The sequence below is a fragment of the Frankia sp. KB5 genome (genome assembly GCF_002099325.1).
Classification (GTDB): Bacteria; Actinomycetota; Actinomycetes; order Frankiales; family Frankiaceae; genus Frankia; species Frankia casuarinae.
This window is the reverse complement of the sequence record NZ_MRUJ01000023.1, coordinates 1-16,776: the sequence shown is the minus strand read 5'-3', so window position 1 is coordinate 16,776 and position 16,776 is coordinate 1. Positions and strand designations below refer to the sequence as shown.

General features: G+C 71.1%; 15 protein-coding genes. 11 read left to right on the top strand and 4 right to left on the bottom strand.

All coding sequences use genetic code 11. The features are described 5' to 3' along the window. Nucleotides 1–264 (bottom strand): TatD family hydrolase (locus KBI5_RS02855; protein ID WP_198537473.1); only part of this gene is annotated, 264 nt, incomplete at its 3' end. A 124-nt stretch (nt 265–388) separates the two neighbouring features. On the opposite strand from KBI5_RS02855, the gene KBI5_RS02850 reads away from it, so the two are divergent. Next, entirely contained in the window at nt 389–1,555 is a 1,167-nt protein-coding gene (locus tag KBI5_RS02850) for an ABC transporter substrate-binding protein (protein WP_043590288.1), read from the top strand. A gap of 169 nt (nt 1,556–1,724) precedes the next feature. Further along, a complete protein-coding gene (locus tag KBI5_RS02845; RefSeq protein WP_198537467.1) occupies nt 1,725–2,276 on the top strand; it encodes a YdcF family protein in 552 nt (183 codons plus the stop codon). A 13-nt stretch (nt 2,277–2,289) separates the two neighbouring features. On the opposite strand, the gene rsmI is transcribed toward KBI5_RS02845, so the two are convergent. Then, complete coding sequence (gene rsmI, locus KBI5_RS02840; protein ID WP_035732497.1) at nt 2,290–3,204, bottom strand: 16S rRNA (cytidine(1402)-2'-O)-methyltransferase; 915 nt, start codon at nt 3,202–3,204, stop codon at nt 2,290–2,292. A gap of 40 nt (nt 3,205–3,244) precedes the next feature. Between rsmI and KBI5_RS02835 the strand changes: the two genes are divergently transcribed. Together KBI5_RS02835 and KBI5_RS02830 are read left to right on the top strand one after the other, a co-directional pair. Beyond that, nucleotides 3,245–4,954, top strand: coding sequence for a phospholipid carrier-dependent glycosyltransferase (locus KBI5_RS02835; RefSeq protein ID WP_085014234.1), 1,710 nt, complete (start codon nt 3,245–3,247; stop codon nt 4,952–4,954). Nucleotides 4,955–5,355: 401 nt separating this feature from the next. Continuing rightward, nucleotides 5,356–5,553, top strand: coding sequence for a hypothetical protein (locus KBI5_RS02830; RefSeq protein ID WP_006541195.1), 198 nt, complete (start codon nt 5,356–5,358; stop codon nt 5,551–5,553). A gap of 41 nt (nt 5,554–5,594) precedes the next feature. On the opposite strand, the gene KBI5_RS02825 is transcribed toward KBI5_RS02830, so the two are convergent. Further along, nucleotides 5,595–6,143, bottom strand: coding sequence for a hypothetical protein (locus KBI5_RS02825; protein WP_198537465.1), 549 nt, complete (start codon nt 6,141–6,143; stop codon nt 5,595–5,597). A gap of 390 nt (nt 6,144–6,533) precedes the next feature. On the opposite strand from KBI5_RS02825, the gene KBI5_RS02820 reads away from it, so the two are divergent. The 7 genes from KBI5_RS02820 to KBI5_RS02790 all read left to right on the top strand — a co-directional run bounded on the left by KBI5_RS02820 (nt 6,534) and on the right by KBI5_RS02790 (nt 15,506). Then, nucleotides 6,534–8,318: a glycoside hydrolase family 15 protein gene (locus tag KBI5_RS02820; RefSeq protein WP_085014232.1), complete on the top strand. Its 1,785-nt coding sequence runs from the start codon at nt 6,534–6,536 to the stop codon at nt 8,316–8,318. Nucleotides 8,319–8,531: 213 nt separating this feature from the next. Continuing rightward, a complete protein-coding gene (locus tag KBI5_RS02815; RefSeq protein WP_023840051.1) occupies nt 8,532–10,022 on the top strand; it encodes an FHA domain-containing protein in 1,491 nt (496 codons plus the stop codon). 40 nt (nt 10,023–10,062) lie between these two features. Further along, on the top strand, nt 10,063–10,878 hold the full coding sequence (locus tag KBI5_RS02810) for a DUF305 domain-containing protein (RefSeq protein ID WP_085014231.1): 816 nt from the start codon (nt 10,063–10,065) through the stop codon (nt 10,876–10,878). A gap of 233 nt (nt 10,879–11,111) precedes the next feature. Next, nucleotides 11,112–12,569 carry a SulP family inorganic anion transporter gene (locus KBI5_RS02805; protein WP_235462833.1) on the top strand — a complete coding sequence of 486 codons (1,458 nt, stop codon included), beginning with the start codon at nt 11,112–11,114 and terminating at the stop codon, nt 12,567–12,569. Between the two features lie 72 nt (nt 12,570–12,641). Further along, the gene (locus KBI5_RS02800; protein WP_085014230.1) at nt 12,642–13,772 is read left to right on the top strand and encodes a family 43 glycosylhydrolase; all 1,131 of its coding nucleotides are present in this window, start codon (nt 12,642–12,644) and stop codon (nt 13,770–13,772) included. A 162-nt stretch (nt 13,773–13,934) separates the two neighbouring features. Beyond that, complete coding sequence (locus KBI5_RS02795; protein WP_085014229.1) at nt 13,935–14,339, top strand: VOC family protein; 405 nt, start codon at nt 13,935–13,937, stop codon at nt 14,337–14,339. A 288-nt stretch (nt 14,340–14,627) separates the two neighbouring features. Further along, complete coding sequence (locus KBI5_RS02790) at nt 14,628–15,506, top strand: acyl-CoA thioesterase domain-containing protein (protein ID WP_241882620.1); 879 nt, start codon at nt 14,628–14,630, stop codon at nt 15,504–15,506. Nucleotides 15,507–15,531: 25 nt separating this feature from the next. Here KBI5_RS02790 and KBI5_RS02785 read toward each other — a convergent pair. Beyond that, nucleotides 15,532–16,776 (bottom strand): MFS transporter (locus tag KBI5_RS02785; RefSeq protein ID WP_116289827.1); only part of this gene is annotated, 1,245 nt, incomplete at its 5' end.

The window sequence follows — 16,776 nt, the reverse complement described above, 5'->3', positions numbered from 1 at the left end:
CCCCCGGGCCGCCTCGTTGGGATGAATCGCGACGGCGGCGTAGATCTCCGGATGCGCCGCGGCAACCTCGGCCTGCCATCTGCTGGTGGGCAGGTCGATGCCGACGGTGACGGCCCGCGTGACACCGACCGCCCGGGCCGCCGCGATCGCCGCCGGAACTTCGGTGCCCATCAGGTCGAGATGACAGTGGCTGTCGACCACGGCCACGGGAAGAGGGTCCGGCGGTGGCGGCGGATCACCCGACCGGCCAGAGTTTCGCGCCACCTCACCCGCCCTCTCGTGCCCGCCCTTCGTTTCCTGAGGTCTGAAGTCTACGACCGCCGCCGGGTGTGCCAGACAACCCGGCATGGGACGCTAATCGGGTGAGCAAGCGCAAGGACCCCACGCGATGACGACACCGTTGACCGTTGCCCTGGTCACCCCGCTGACCGGTCCCGATGCCGCCCAAGGCCTCGCCGGGCTACGAGGGGTCACCCTGTGGGCGCGTGACGAACGCCTCCCACTGCCCTGGGACGAGGTGAGTCTCACCGCCTACGACGCGTATCCCGATTCGGCCGCCGCCATGCGCGCCGCGGTGGCCGCGGGGCCGGACGCCCTGCTCGGACCCTACGGCCACCGGGCGGCACTCGCGGCCTGCGCCTCGACGGACCGGGTGGTCTTCAACACCGGCGCCCCGTCCACGCGCTTCGTCCGGCAGGCGTTCCCGAACGTCGTGAACATCGCCGCGGCCACCTCGACCTGGCCGCGCGGGGTCCTCGCCGCCGTACGGGCGGCCGATCGACGGGCCCGCAAGGTCGTCCTGCTCGCCTCCGGGGACACCGCCGTCGAGATCACATCGGTGACGAAGGCCGCCGCGGTGGCGCAGTCGTTCGAGGTGGCCTCGCACGTCTTCCCCCCGGGCAAGGCCGCCCTCGCCGCGACCCGGCTGCCCCCGGGCGACATCCTCATCGTCCACGCCGGCCCGGACGACGAGCTGGCGGCGGCGAACATCCTGCTGCGCCGGCCGTGGCGGGCGGCCGCTTTCTCCACGGCCGTCAGCGCGCAGGCCACCGCGAGCCTGGGCGACCTGCGCGAGCAGCTGCTGGCGCCGGGCAGCTGGATGCCCGAGAGCACCCAGCCGACCGCGACCGGCCCGACCGCGCGGGAGTTCACCGCCGACTTCACCGCCCTGCACGGCGTCGCGCCGACCGAAACGGCGGCCTGGGCCTACGTCACCGGGTTGATCCTGGGACGGGCCATTCGCTACTGCGGAGGCGTGCAGGATGCCTCCGTGCTCGCCGCCGCCCGGGGCATCGACACGACCACGTTGCTCGGTCGCTTCCGGCTGGACGAGGCGACGGGGCTCCAGGTCGGCCACCAGATCCCGATCGTGCAGTGGCAGGCCGGTGCCTCCCGGACGGTCTGGCCCCGTGAGTCGGCGCGGGCACCGTTCGCCCATCCCCGGCTGTTCACCAGCCGACCGGGGATGGCGTCTCGGACTTCGCCGGGGACGCCCACGCCCACGCCCACGCAGCCTCGGACGCCTCCGGCCTCACGCACACTCCCCACCACGTGAGTGGCTCTCCGCCGCCAGCGGACCGTCCGGGGCGGGTGAACCGTCCGGAGCGGGTGAACCGTCCGGAGCGGTGGACCACCCGGAGCGGGTGAACGGTGGTTGGTTCGGGTGCCGCCGTGGTACTGAGAAGCTCTACGGCGGCACCTGCGCGGGCCGCGGAGGGGGAAACATGACGGCGGGTCCACTCGGTCGTGTTCCCACGAGGCCGTGGCGCCGCCGGGCCGCGGTGGGCATCCTCGGCGGCCTGACGGTGGCCTTCGCGGTGGCGACGGCCCGGCTGTTCGTCTTTCCGCACCAGGATGCTCCCGCCCCGGTGGACGCGATCGTCATGTTCGCCGGGAGCCCGGGACGGCTCGAACGCGCCGTCGCACTCGCGCGGGCCGGCTACGCACCCGTGCTCGCGGTCTCGGCGCCGACGGAGAAGGACCCGTGCCCCGGGCCCATTCCCGGGGTGGAGGTGATCTGTTTCTCGCCCGATCCGCGGACGACCCAGGGCGAGTCGCGGTGGACCTCCGCGGCGGCGGCACGCCGCGGGTGGCATTCACTCATAGTCGTCGCCTCGACCTCGCAGAGCACGCGCGCCCGGCTGCGCCTCGCCCGTTGCTATGACGGCGAGACGCGGATGCAGGGGGTCCCGCCCCCCCGCCGGGCCTGGCCGTACGTGATCGCCTACGAGYGGGCGGCGCTGGGCAAGGCCCTCGTTCTCCAACGCCACTGCTGACCGCCGACCGTGCTCAGCGCCCGCCAGCCCGGTCCCCGGCCCGGACGGCGAGCTCCGCGGCATAGACCTCGTTGCGGGAGACGCCGTACTCGGCGGCCACGGCCTTGCGCGCGTCCTTCGGGGACATCCCCACCGAGGTTCGTCGGGCTACCTCGGCGACGAGGATCCTGCCGTCGATGATCGGTTCGGCCCCGCTCAGCCCGGCCCCGCCTGGTTCGGCCCCGCTCGGCTCGGCCCGGCCCCGGGCACCGCCGGCGACCACCAGCGTGAACTCCCCCCGGATGACCCGGCCGTCGGTGGCCCAGCCGAGCAGATCGGCGAGGTCGCCGCGGACGATCTCCTCGAAGGTCTTCGTCAGCTCGCGGCAGAGCACCGCCGGCCGGTCGGCGCCGAAGGCCGCGACGAGGTCGCGCAGGCCGGCCACGAGCCGGTGCGGGGACTCCAGGAACACCATCGTCCGCGGCTCGCCGGCCAGGTCGCGAAGGCGTCCACGCCGATCGCCGCCCTTGCGCGGCAGGAAGCCCTCGAAGGTCCAGCGGTCCGTCGGCAGCCCGCTGACGGCCAGGGCCGCGGTGACGGCGGACGGACCGGGAACGACGGTCACGGCCATCCCCGCGGCGGCGGCCGCGGCCACGACCCGGAACCCGGGGTCGGAGACGGCGGGCATCCCGGCGTCGGTGACGAGCGCGACGGTGGCGCCCTGGCGCAGGTAGTCGGTGAGCTGGGCGGCCCGGGCGCCTTCCACCGCGTCGTAGCACGACACGATCCGCCCGGACACCGTCACGCCGAGCGCGTGCGCCAGCCGTAGGACCCGGCGGGTGTCCTCGGCGGCGATCACATCCGCGGTGGCGAGGATCTCGCCGAGCCGAGGGCTGGCGTCCCGGACGTCGCCGATGGGGGCACCGCACAGCACCAGGGTCCCGGACACCCGACCAGTCTGTCAGGAGCCAGGACCTACCCTGATCGGTGTGACGGCGACGACGGCTCACCTGCCCTGGACGGCGACCGGTCGCGGGGACGCGGCGCGGGTGACCGGCCCGGATTCCGYCGGCCCGGCCGGCGGTCGGGCGCTCTCGGTGCGTGAGCGGCTGTGTCCACCGATGCCGCGGTCGCCGCTCATGGGGTGGCTGGCGACCCTGTCCGTCGCGATCGTCGCCGGGCTGCTGCGTTTTTGRCACCTCACGGAGCCCCGCGGGATCTACTTCGACGAGGTCTACTACACCAAGGACGCCTGGGGCCTGCTGACGGCCGGGTATGAGATCAACTCGACGACCTGTTCCGGTCCGGCCTACGTCGTCCATCCGCCGTTCGGCAAATGGCTGATGGCCGCCTCCGAGGGCCTGTTCGGCTATACCGACTGTGCCGGGGTCCCGCACGGCAGTCCGGAGCTCGGCTGGCGGTTCTCGTCCGCGCTGTTCGGGACGCTCGCCGTCCTGGTCCTCGCCCGCGCCGCCCGACGGATGTTCCGCTCCACGCTCCTGGGCTGCTTCGCCGGTCTGCTCCTCGCCCTCGACGGGCTGGAGTTCGTGCAGAGCCGCATCGGGATCCTCGACATCTTCCTGATGACCGGCGTCGTCGTAGCGCTGGCCTGTCTGCTGCTCGACCGGGACGACGGCCGCCGCCGGCTCGCCGACCGGCTGGAACCGGTTGGTTCCAGCCCCGGCTCAGCACCCCTGGGGGACGAGGCCGCCGGCCCGGACGGCGGTACGGACGCCGGCCCGGACGGCGGCCCGACCACGACGGCTCCGCCCACCCGGGCCGACCGCCTCCTCGACATGTACGGGCCGCGGCTGGGGTTCCGCCCCTGGCGGCTGGCCTGCGGAGCGGCCCTGGGACTGTCCATGGGGGTGAAGTGGAGCGCCCTCTACACGATCATCGGCTTCGCGGCGCTCGCCCTCGCGTGGGACATCGGAGCACGGCGCACCGGCGGAGCCCGCCGACCCGTGCTGGGAGCACTGCGCCGGGACAGCCCGGCCTGGTTCGCCGCGTTCGTACTCGTCCCCATCGTGACCTTCCTCGCCACCTGGACCGGCTGGTTCGTCACCGACGGCGGCTACTACCGCCACTACTACGGCAACGGTTTCGGCGCCGCGTGGCACGGCTGGTGGAAGTACCAGATGGCGGTGCTGAAGTTCCACGAGGGACTCCACGAGGGGCACGCCTTCGCGTCGCATCCGATGAGCTGGCTGGTGATGGCGCGGCCGGTCGCGTACTACTACTCCTCGCCGGCGTACGGGACCTCGGGCTGCCACGATCCGGCCGGCTGCTCCCGGGAGGTCATCGCCCTGGGCAACCCGGCGATCTGGTGGGTCGGCACGGCGGCACTGGTCGCGATGCTCGCCTGGTGGGTCTCCCGGCGGGACTGGCGGGCGGCCCTGGTGCTGGTCGGGTTCGGCTCGGCCTTCGTGCCGTGGCTRCTGTTCCCGAACCGCACGATGTTCTTCTTCTACGCGCTGCCGTCGCTGCCGTTCCTGGTCCTCGCCATCACGGCGCTGGCCGGGCTCGTCCTCGGCCCGCGCGAGGCGTCGGAGACCCGCCGCCTGGTCGGGGCGCTGTCGGTCGGGGTCTACACGATCATCGTCGTGCTGCTCTTCGCGTACTTCTACCCGATCCTGGCCGCCGAGGTGATCCCCTACTCCTCGTGGCGCGCCCGGATGTGGTTCCCGGGCTGGATCTGACAGGACACCACACCAGGCCCACAGCGCCGACCCGTGGACCCCCGACGAGGCCCCACGGCGTCGCCTCAACGTGATCCGACTCACGGCTCCGCACCCCATTCGTGGCATCACCACCGTAGGCGATGCAACCATTACGAATCGGCAAGCTGGAACGGCGACAGCCGCGGCGACAGGGGTTATCGAAGTTGGACGGTCACGAAGAGTCGGACCAGGATGCCACTAGCAGCACCGCCCTGGCCCTTGAACGGGGGGGTCGCGTACAGCTCGAGAAGTCGATCCGRGAGGGTGGGGTGGTCACCATGCCCCGAGGCCGTGCGGCAGTGAGCGCCCAAACGGGCCTCCCTCCGACCTCCAACCACCGGAGACGGGTGTCGGGCGGGCCGAGACTGGGAGGAACCACCATGGCGGATGTGTCGGTACGCTTCGCGATGACCGATGACAGCGAGATCGTGCTGAACCTGTCGCTGACCCAGGCGATCCGGCTCACGGAGGCGATCGCGTCGAAGGTCAGCCAGGCGATGACCGAGCAGCCGCGAGCCGGCATGAACGGCAACGCCTACGGCCCCGGGGTGCGCCCCGGTCCCTACTCGACGTCCTGAGCCATCCGGCACCGAGCCGGGCTTGTCCCCCCGGTGTCGGGCTATCCCCCGGTCAGCTGGGCGATCAGAGCCCGCAGCAGGTCGAGATCCCGGCGGCGCAGCTCGGCGACGGACGACGGATCCGGCCGCGTGGAGGCCAGCGCCGCACGCACCGAGCGCAGCTTGCCGCGCAGGATCTCCACGTCGGCGGGTGTCAGTAGACCGTCGCGCAGGACCAGCACGACGTGGCCACCGTGCTGCACCACGTCCACCGGCTCGACCATCGGCAGCGTGACGACCCGGATACCGACGGGTGCCTCCTGGTCGTAGACGAGGCACARCTGGTCCTCCGCCATCACCTCCGCGGTGCCGTCGTCCCACAGCACAGTCGCTCGGGCCGTGACGGGGGTCACGCCGCGGGCCGACTCGACCCVCACGGGGTCGGCGTTCCCGGCCGGTTCGCGACGGCCGGCCGGGTGGACGGCGAGTACCGTGCCGCGCCGCGACCAGACCCCGCCACCGAGGTCGTCAACGGGGAAGACCCGGTCACCCCGGGCGAACATCACCAACGCGGCACGACCGTCCTCGGCGATCGGCGGGTGGGCGGCCATGGCGTGATCGTAGGTGGCCACTGTGAGGGCCCGAGCGCCGAGACCCCACCAGGGCGCATCCGCAACACCCGCACACCCGCGCCGGGAACCACCGTTTCGCACCGGTGAACCGGTGCCAACGATCCTGGTAGCCACCGATGTGGCCGCGAACCACCGCCGGCATCGCACGTTCACCGGCTCGCCGCGGCCACTGTGGCTTATGCCCGGTGATGGTCCCGTGGACTCCGCCACGGGTTACCTTCGCCTGGTTGCCACCGAATCGCGTGGCGACCGGCGGCGGTCGGAGGACGCGGGCGGCTCCTAGCGGGCCGCGGCGACACGGTCCATCCTCCCCCCTGTCCGCAACCCCCACGGCCGACCTCGGCCGGTCACGCTTCGCGGAGCCCACGAATGCCCGACACCGACTATCCGCCCATCGAAGAGCACGCGGTCATCGGCGACCTGCGTACCGTGGCCCTGGTCGCCACGGACGGCACGATCGACTGGTACTGCCCGCAGCGCTTCGACGCGCCGTCGGTTTTCGCGAGTCTGCTGGACGCCGACCGTGGCGGATCGTTCCGTATCCACTGTCCGGACTCCCGGGCCAGGCAGCTCTACCTCCCCGACTCGAACATCCTGATGACCCGTTTCCTCGCCCCCCGCGCGGTCGGTGAGGTCATCGACTTCATGGTCCCGGTGGACAGCGACGTCACCGAGACACCGCACGTCGTGGTCCGCCAGGCCCGAGCGGTGCGTGGAACCGCCACGTTCCGGCTGCGCTGCGACCCCCGGTTCGACTACGGCCGGGCCCCGCACACCGTCACCCTGGTGCCTGGTTCGGGCGCGGTGTTCGAGTCGACCGCCGGCACCCTTGTGCTGCGCACGGCCCTGCCGCTGCGCGTCGAGGCCAYGGCCGTGGTCGCCGAGTTCGAGCTGGCGATGGGCGAGTGTGCCGACATCGTGCTCGAATGGAACTCGACCATCCGCCCATTGATCATCGGCGAGGCGGAGACGTTGTTCACCCGGACGCTGAACTACTGGCAGGCCTGGATCCGGCGCGGGCGCTATCACGGCCGGTGGCGGGAGATGGTGCTACGCAGCGCTCTCGTCCTCAAACTGCTCGTCTACCGGCCCACCGGGGCGCTGGTGGCCGCGCCGACCACCTCGCTACCCGAGGAGCTCGGCGGCGTGCGCAACTGGGACTACCGCTACACCTGGATCCGCGACGCGGCCTTCACGGTGTACGCGCTGATGGCGCTCGGATTCACCGACGAGACCGCGGCGTTCATGGATTGGCTCGAACAGCGATGTCACGAGGCACCCAAGCACTGCGGGCTCTACGTGCTCTACAGCGTGGACGGCAACGCCGACCTGGACGAGCTGGTCCTCGACCARCTGTCCGGCTATCGCGGCTCGAAGCCGGTGCGCATCGGCAACGCCGCCGCCACGCAGCTCCAGCTCGACATCTACGGCGAGCTGATGGACTCGGTGTACCTGTACAACAAGCAGGTCCCGATCTCCTTCCAGCTCTGGGAGGCGCTGGGCCGCCAGCTCGACTGGCTGGCCAGGCACTGGGACGAACCGGACGAGGGCATCTGGGAGACCCGGGGTGGGCGCCAGCGCTTCACCTACTCGGCCGTGATGACCTGGGTCGCCTTCGAACGGGCCTGCCGGATCTCGCGCCAGCGCGGCCTGCCCGGGCCGACGAACGAATGGAAGGACTACGCCGGGCGGGCCTACCGGTTCGTCCAGAACGAGGCGTGGAACCCCGCCCGCGGCGCCTACATGGAGTTCCCCGGCTCACCACGGATGGACGCATCCCTGCTGTGCATGCCGCTGGTGAAGTTCTCCGGCCCCACCGACCCCCGGTTCCTGTCGACCCTGGAACGGTTCAGCGGGGACCTGGTCAGCGACAGTCTGGTGCGCCGGTACGCCGCGGACGGCAGCGACGGCCTCACGGGTGACGAGGGCACCTTCAACCTGTGCTCGTTCTGGTACGTGGAGGCACTGACCCGGGCCGGTCGGGTCGCCGAGGCCCGGATGGTCTTCGAGAAGATGCTCACCTACGCCAACCATGTGGGGCTCTACGCCGAGGAGATCGGTTCCTCCGGGGAAGCGCTCGGCAACTTCCCGCAGGCGTTCACCCACCTCGCCCTGATCAGTGCCGCGATCCATCTCGACCGCGCGCTGGGGTGACCGACCCGAGGACAGGTGCGCGGTGACCACAGGTACGCGGTGACCACAGGTGCGCGGTGACCACAGGCGGTTTCCGGTGCCGGCGCGGCACGGCAGGATAGGCGGCGAGGACACGCACCGGAGCCGATAGCCTGAAGATCGGCACCGATGTTCGGAATGCGGGATCCTTCAAGGTCGGGATCCTCCGGGGTGCGGGATACGAGGGGCGAGGTCATGGCGGGACTGGACCGTTTCCGGGTGGTCGTGGAATCCGGGCGCGGAGATCGGACGGGAGTGGTCGTCCGGCTGCCCGGCGCACTCATCGTCGCCTGTGCCGGCCGGGCGGAGACGGCCGAGACGACCACCAGGCTGCTGGCGCTGTGCGCCGAGGTCGCTGCCGAGGTGGGCGCCACCGCGTCGACCATGGGTCGCCGGCTGGTGCGTCGGGTCGCGGGGCTGCTGGCCGATGCCGATCCGGATCGGGTGCCCGACTTCAGCCTGCTGACCACGGTCAATGACCGGGTCGCCGCGCTGGTCCACGGGGCGATGGACGTCGTCGCGACGGGCAGCTGCGGAGTGACGCTCTCCGGCGTCGACTCGGCCACGTGGGTCGACCGGCTACTGCCCACCGAGATCAGCCGGATCGACGTCGGCCCCACCGGCCTGGTCGGGCCGACGGGTTTCCCCGGCGGGCTCGGCGATCTCGGTTTCCCGCTTGACCTGCGCATCGGGGCCGTGCCCGGGATCGGGGTGAGTCTGCTGCTCAGCGACACGCCGTCGCTGCCCGCGCCGAAGGCCTCCGCCGAGCAGCTGCTCGCCGGATTCGATCCGGTCCGGGAGCCRATGACCGGCGCCGCGCCCATCCCCACGCCGGGAACCCGCGCCCCCGATCCGATGCCGACCACCCCGCCGGCGCTCGCCCCCCTGCTCAGCAAGGAGGAGGAGGCCCATCGACGCCGCGCCGCCGCCGAACCGACGCAGGCGGCCGACCTCGACGAGCTCGACGAGCTCGACGAAGATCCGCCCACCGAGCTGGCCCAGCGTGACTCGGTCCCGCGTGCCGGGAGCGATCTGGGTGGCAGGCACGGCCACGCCGGGCCCGTCGGCCACCGCGAGGGCCTCTCCGACGGTCTGGGCGACGACCTCACCGACGACGAGCACGACGCCCTGACCCAGCTCCCGGGCCAGAGCTTCACCGTCTCCGACCTCATCGAGGACGACGAGGCACCGACGATGCTGCCGAGCAGCGGCGAGCCTCAGGTCGAGGGTGTGCTGTGCGCCAACGGCCACTTCAACCACCCGCAGGCGCCGTACTGCTCCGAGTGCGGCCTGTCGCTCGCCCAGCAGAACACCCGCACGGTCTGGGGTCCCCGGCCGCCCGTCGGCGTCCTCGTCTTCGACGACGGCCAGACCATGAACGTCGACATGGACCTGGTGATCGGCCGCCAGCCGGACCGCGACGATGCGGTCCGGGCCGGGAAGGCACGGGCGCTGCCGGTCGAGGACGGTGAGAGCGCCGTCTCCCGGGTGCATGCCGTCATCACCCTCAACGGTTGGGACGCGGTCATCACCGACCAGGGTTCGGCGAACGGCACCTACATCGCCCCGCCGGAGGCGACCGTGTGGACGCCGCTGAGCCCGCACCAGCCGGCTCCCCTGATCCCCGGCACCCGCGTGCAGGTGGGCAAGCGGACGTTCGTCTTCAACTCCCACCTGCACGTTTGACCACCTGCCCGGGCAACCCACCCGCCCAGCCGAGGGGATCATGACGACGACGGACGACAACCGGCCAGCCGGCAACGACCCGCCGGCCAGCGATGGCGATGCGGCGCGCGGGAGTGACGCGCGGCCGCGGCGCCGCTGGGCCCGAAGCCGGCTGTGGTGGACGCCGATGGTGCTCGCCGTGCTGRCCGGCCTGCTGGCGGCCGGCGCGGCGCTGGGCAACCTCGCCAGCCGGTCACCGGACGAGGGGTCGGTCGATGTCGGCTTCGCCCGGGACATGTCCGAGCATCACGCCCAGGCCGTGCAGATGGCCATGATCGAGTTCAGTCACGGCGGTGACCAGGACACCCGCAGCGTGGCCCAGGACATCGCGCTGACCCAGCAACGCGAGATCGGCATCATGTCCTCATGGCTGTCCGGATGGGGGCGGCCCCAGTCCACCTCCGGGACACCGATGCGGTGGATGCGGGACTCCCGCACCGTCAACGGCGCCTCGGGCGGGCATGACGGTCATGCCGGGCCTGGCGCCGCCATGCCCGGCATGGACCTGCCGGGCCTGGCCGGGGGTGCGGCGCAGGACGCGTCCAGCGACCCGCGGGACACCGCGCGCATGCCGGGCATGGCGACCCCCGCCGAACTGCAACGGCTGGCCTCGATCCGGGGCCATGACCTCGACGTCCTCTTCCTTACCCTGATGGTGCACCACCATCAGGGGGGGCTGGCCATGGCCCAGTACGCGGCGATGCACGCCGGTGAGGACCGGGTACGGGCGATGGCCAGGGCGATGGTGCTCGCCCAGTCAATGGAGATCGACCAGATGCAGCGCGATCTGGTACGCCTCGGCGCGCCTMGGGCCTGACCGGCGAACCCACCTACTGTCACGACGAAACCGGCTTTGTATAGTCGGGTGGGACTAACCGGACTCGGGGAAGGCAGCCCCCTCGTCGCAGGGCAGGGGAGGCCGCCGCCGTGCCTGATGTAACCGCCCGAGAGGCCGCCGACGCCGGGGGCTCCGTTCGCCGGACGGCCCCCAGCGGCCCCTGGTACTCCCGCCGCCGCACCGGCCGCTGGCCGGGAGTTCGTCACATCCGGGTGGAACTGCTCGCCGGCCTGGTGACCGCGCTCGCGCTGATCCCGGAGACGATCTCCTTCTCCGTGGTGGCGGGGGTCGATCCGAAGGTCGGTCTGTTCGCGTCGTTCACCATCTCGGTGGTCATCGCGTTCACCGGCGGACGCCCGGCGATGATCTCGGCGGCGGCAGGCTCCATGGCCCTCGTCGCCGCCCCCCTGGTCCGCGATCACGGCCTGAACTACCTGCTGGCGACGACCATCGGGGTGGGCCTGCTGATGTTTGTGCTCGGCCGGCTCGGGGTGGCACGGTTGATGCGGTTCGTCCCGCAGAGCGCGATGATCGGCTTCGTCAACGCGCTGGCCATCCTCATCTTCACCGCGCAGATGCCGCACGTGATCGGCAAGTCGTGGCAGGTCTACGCCCTCGTCGCCGCGGGCCTCGCTATCCTGCTGGCTCTCCCCCGCCTGACCAGAGCGGTCCCGCCGCCGCTCGTGGCGGTGGCGGTCCTCACCCTCGTCACCGCCGGTTTCGACATCTCCGTCCCTACCGTCGGCGACGAGGGCCGGCTGCCGAGCTCACTGCCCGTCCCCGGTGTGCCCGACGTGCCGCTGACCTGGGAGACACTGCGGATCATCGCCCCGTACGTGGTGGCGCTCACCGCCGTCGGCTTGGTGGAGACGCTGCTGACCGCGCAGATCGTGGACCGGTTGACCGACACCACGCATGACCCGAACCGCGAATCCTGGGGCCTGGGTGTCGCCAACATCGTCAACGGGTTCTTCGGCGGGATGGGCGGCTGCGCCATGATCGGCCAGACGATGGTGAACGTCAACTCGGGCGGGCGGGGCCGGCTGTCGACCTTCGCCGCCGGCGGTTTCCTGCTCATGCTGGTCGTCCCGCTGCGCGACCTCGTGCGGGTCATCCCGATGTCGGCGCTGGTCGCGGTGATGATCCTGGTGTCGGTCATGACCTTCGAGTGGCGCAGCATCCAGCCCTCGACGCTGCGCCGGATGCCCCGCGGCGAGACCGCGGTCATGGTGGCGACCGTCGCCGTCGTGGTGCCCACCCACAACCTCGCCTACGGCGTCGGGGTGGGCGTCATGCTGGCCGCGTTGCTGTTCACCCGCCGGGCCGCGAACCTGGCGCTGGTGACCAGCGTGCTCGACCCGGAGGGCCGGGAGAGGATCTACGTCGTCCAGGGCACGCTGTTCTTCGCATCGACCAGTGATCTGGTGAACGCCTTCGACTACGCGTGCGACCCCGAACGGGTGGTCATCGACCTCTCGGAGGCCCACCTTCTCGACTCGGCGGCGGTCACCGCCCTCGACGACGTGCGCGCGAAGTAYCGCGAACGCGGCACGCAGGTGAACCTGGTCGGGGTGAACGCCCGCAGTGCCGCTCTGCTGCACAAGCTGTCCGCCGAGCCGGCGCAGGTGGAACCGGCACCGACCGAACCGGCACCGACCCGCGTCCGGTGAGGTCGAGCTGACCGCGAATACACTCTGCCATTAGATGCTTACTCAGATACTTGCCCTGAGGATGGTGGCGGGATGGCCGGAGAGAAGGGCGCCGGGCTCGCTCAGGGTCTGATCGACTTCGTCCGGCGCCAGCCCGCCGTGGTCGTCATCATCATCGTCCTAGGCGGGTTGTACCTTGCCAGGTCCGGTCCGGGCCCGGGTTCCCGGGCCGTCCTCGTCCCCGGGATCGAGTTCTCAGCCCCGTCCCTGATCACCCGCAACCGGACAACCTATGCCTTCGGTGTGGACCCGGACTCCCCCGGCACCGTTGACGTGCTCTCCAGCCGGGACCGCCGGAGCTGGACGATCGAGCCGGCCGCGCTGCGCGCCCTGYCGCCCTGGGCCGACCCCGCGGGCGGCCTCGGCCCGGCTGCCGTCGGCGCCTTCGGCCACGGGTTCGTCATGTACTACGCGACGGCCGTGCGTGGCCTCGGCGTCCGCTGTATCTCCGCGGCGACCGCCGACTCCGCCGACGGTCCGTTCGTCGACACCTCCCTCGCGCCCTTCATCTGCCAGACCGCGGACGGCGGCAGCTCGGATCCGAGTCCCTTCGTTGACGAAGCCGGACGCGCCTACCTGGCCTGGGCAAGCCCCGGTGCGGGCGGCGGCTCGGACCGGAACCACGGCGCGCCGCCCACCCTGTGGGCGGCGCGGCTGCGGTCCGACGGACTCGTGCTCACCGGCGAACCCGCCGTCATGCTCCGCCCGAGCCTGTCCTGGCAGCAGGGGCGGATCTCGGCACCATCGATGATCTCAGCCCGCGGGCGTCACCATCTGCTCTATTCGGCCGCGTCGTCGCTCGGTGGACGGCAGGTGGTGGCGACCGCGTCGTGCAAAGGGCCGCTCGGGCCCTGCCTGCCGGCGGGCGAACCGATGCTGACCGGGGGAAAGGTCGGCTTCGGACCGAGCGGGGCCCATGCCTTCACCGACGCGCGGGACCGCTGGTGGGTGGGGCTGCACAGCTGGGACTCCCGACCCGACGGCGTCTACCTGCCGATCGGTCGGTTCGTCGTCGCTCCGCTCGACGTCACCCGGGACGCGGTGACGCTGCACGTCGATTCCCTCGTCCGGGGACGGGTGCTTGATCCGGATGAGCGTGACCCGCCCCACGAGCGCCGCCGGCAGCACGAGGATCGGGTAGACGGCGAGGACCGGATGGGATAACCAGGTGGTGGGCCGGCTCCCCGTCGTCTTCGCGGACTACGACATTCCGAATCCGGGCATTCCCGGCATCYCCACCGAGGACCACGAGGCCATGGAGATGCCGACAGAGCGACTCGCGAACAAAGCGCCTTACAGACCAAGCGACTTACGGAGAAGTTCCATATGCCAGTCGAACTGAATCATACTATTGTGCATGCCCGGAATAACCGGGAATCGGCCGAGTTTCTGGCGGATATCCTGGATCTCGAGGTCGGCGCCGCGTGGGGGCCGTTCATCCCAGTCGTCACCGCAAACGGTGTCACCTTGGACTTCGCCACCGCCCCGGTTGGGTCGATCACTGCGCAGCACTACGCGTTCCTGATCTCCGAGGAGGAGTTCGACGCGGCGTTCGAGCGGATCCAACGGGCCGGGATCACCTACTATGCGGATCCGCAGCGCAAGCACCCGGGCGAGATCAATCATAATGACGGCGGACGCGGGTTGTACTTCCTGGACCCGGCCRGTCACGGCATGGAGATCATCACCCGTCCCTACGGGGGATTCGAAGCAGATTCCAGAGCAGTCTGAGATCGGGAACAGTCCGAAATCGGCGAGCAGACCGATAAGGAGCACCTTTTATCGGTCATATGGGCTCGATGGAACGTGGCGTGCGCCACTGCGGCCAGCGGTCAGCGGCGAACAGGTCGATATTTGCCGCGAGGCTCCGCGCCGGGCGGAGTCATGATCCACGTGTGGCAGTTCGCCAGAGAGTGCAGCGACCGGTCGCGGTCCCCCGACCTGGACGTCCAGCGCGGGCGTCCAGCGCGGGCGTCCGCGGCATCCGCACCTGGCGAGCGTCCACGGGAAGGGTGCGCTGTGGGTACACAATCCGCGGAGACAACGGACGCACGAGCCGGCGAGGCCCCCAAGCAACGGGCAAGCACGCAGGATCAGGTCGATGCGGTGCCGGCGCCCGGCCAGTGCACTCTGAGTGAACTACTGGCAGTTCTCGACCTCGGCGGGGATGTTCCGCCGGTGCCGGCCCGATGCCTGCCCAGCACACACGGCGGCGTCCTCGGGGCGCAGCTGCTCGGCCAGCAGATCGTTCTCGCCGAGCGCATGACCCCCAACAAGATCACGCACAGCCTGCAAACGGTGTTCATGCGCCCCGGCGACTGCCGCCAACCGGTCTGGATCGACGTCGAGCGGCTGGCCCACGGGCGGTCGATCGACTCCCTGGCCCTGACCTTCCGGCAGGACTCGTTGCAGATCTGCCGGGCGGACGTGATGCTCCGTTCCCCGGAGCCGGACTTCCTGCGCCTGCGCTCCACCGAGTCCGACTTCCTCGGCCCGCAGCACGCCAGCCCCCTTGACCGTCCGATGATGCCCTGGGAAGTTCGGGTGCTTCCCCGAGCGGACACCCATCAGCTGGACCAATGGCAGYGCATCCCCGAGGCGCCGGAGGACCGGTCCCTGTGGAGGGCGTTCATCGCGCACAGCTGCGAGTTGCTGYCGCTGTCCGACCTGCTGGCCGTCACCGGCCTGACCCCCACCAAGCGCCTGGCAGTCGCTGTCCTATCGCAGAATGTGACCTTCTACGACGACCTGGACGTCCGGGACTGGCATCTGTTCCGGGTGCGTACCCTGCACGCGGGCCACGGCCGGGCGATCGGTCGCGTCGAGGTCTTCGGCCCGGACGGGGAGCTACGCGCGGGCAGTGAGCTCGTCGGGCTGCTGCGCGGATCCGCGATCTGATGTCCGCACGGCTGATAGAAATGGATCAGATCTCCGCGAGTGCCTGGTCCTCGTCATCCGAGGCCCCGGACGCGGTCTTCTCCGTCGCGCCGAGGGGCGGCTCCGGCTCGGGCCGCCGGACACGGGGCAGCAGCAGCGCGGCCAGGATCCCGACCGCGAGGACGCAGCCGCCGATGAACAGCCCGAGGGAGTAGCCGGAGGCCAGCGCGTCAAGCCGCGCGGCCCCGTGCCTGAGGCGGCCGTCGGTATGCCTGGTCGCGATCGTCGACACCGCGGCGAGGCCGATCGCCGCGCCGATCTGGCGGCTGGTGTTGATCAGACCCGACGCGAGGCCCGCCAGGCGCATCGGCACGCCCGCCGTGGCCGCAGCGACCATCGCGACCATGATAGACCCCACCCCCAGCCCGACGATCAGGACCGGGCCGAACACGTGCACCCAGTACGAGCCGTCCCGGGTGATCGTCGACATCCAGAGCAGACCCGCCGTTCCGCTCACGAGACCGAACACGATGATCGGCCGCGGACCGAGCCGCCCGATCATCCGGGTGACAATCCGCGAGGCAACGATGATCATGAGCGGCATCGGGAGCATGGCCACCCCGGCGCGCAGCGGGCTGTAACCCTGAACCTGCTGGAGGAAGAGGGTAAGGAAAAAGAAGATCGTGAACATAGCGGCGCCGAGGAAGGCTGCGACCGAGTTCGCCGCGGCGAGCCCGGGGTAGCGGAAGACGCTCAGCGGCACCAGCGGGGCGGGGGTCGTGACCTCGACGGCCACGAACGCGGCAAGAAGCACTACCGCCCCGGCCAGCATCCCGAGTGTGACCGGGGACGTCCAGGAGGAACTCTCGGTGCGGACGATGACGTAGACCGACAGCACCAGACCCCCGGTGACGGTCACCGTGCCGGGAATGTCGAGATCACGCAGCCGGCTCAGTTGGCCCCGCGACTCGACGAGCACGAGCCGGGCGGCCACGAGGAGCGCCACGCCGATCGGCACGTTGACGAACAGCACCCACCGCCAGTTCGCGACCTCGGTCAGCGCACCGCCGACGATCGCGCCAAGCGCCCCGCCGCTGGCCGCGGTGGCGCCCCACGCGCCCAACGCCCGGGTCCGCTCCCGCCCCTCGGCGAAGGAGGTCATCAACAGGGTCAGCGTCGCCGGGGCGAGCACGGCCCCGCCCAGCCCCTGCACGGCCCGGGCGACGATGAGCTGCGCCTCGGTCCGCGCAAAACCACCGCCGAGGCTCGCCAGGGTGAACAGCGCCAGCCC

What these genes read in the sequence shown, in the direction of transcription:
- KBI5_RS02850 (WP_043590288.1), top strand. Translation starts at nt 389, where the DNA reads ATGACGACACCGTTGACCGTTGCCCTGGTCACCCCGCTGACCGGTCCC.
- KBI5_RS02830 (WP_006541195.1), top strand. Translation starts at nt 5,356, where the DNA reads ATGGCGGATGTGTCGGTACGCTTCGCGATGACCGATGACAGCGAGATC.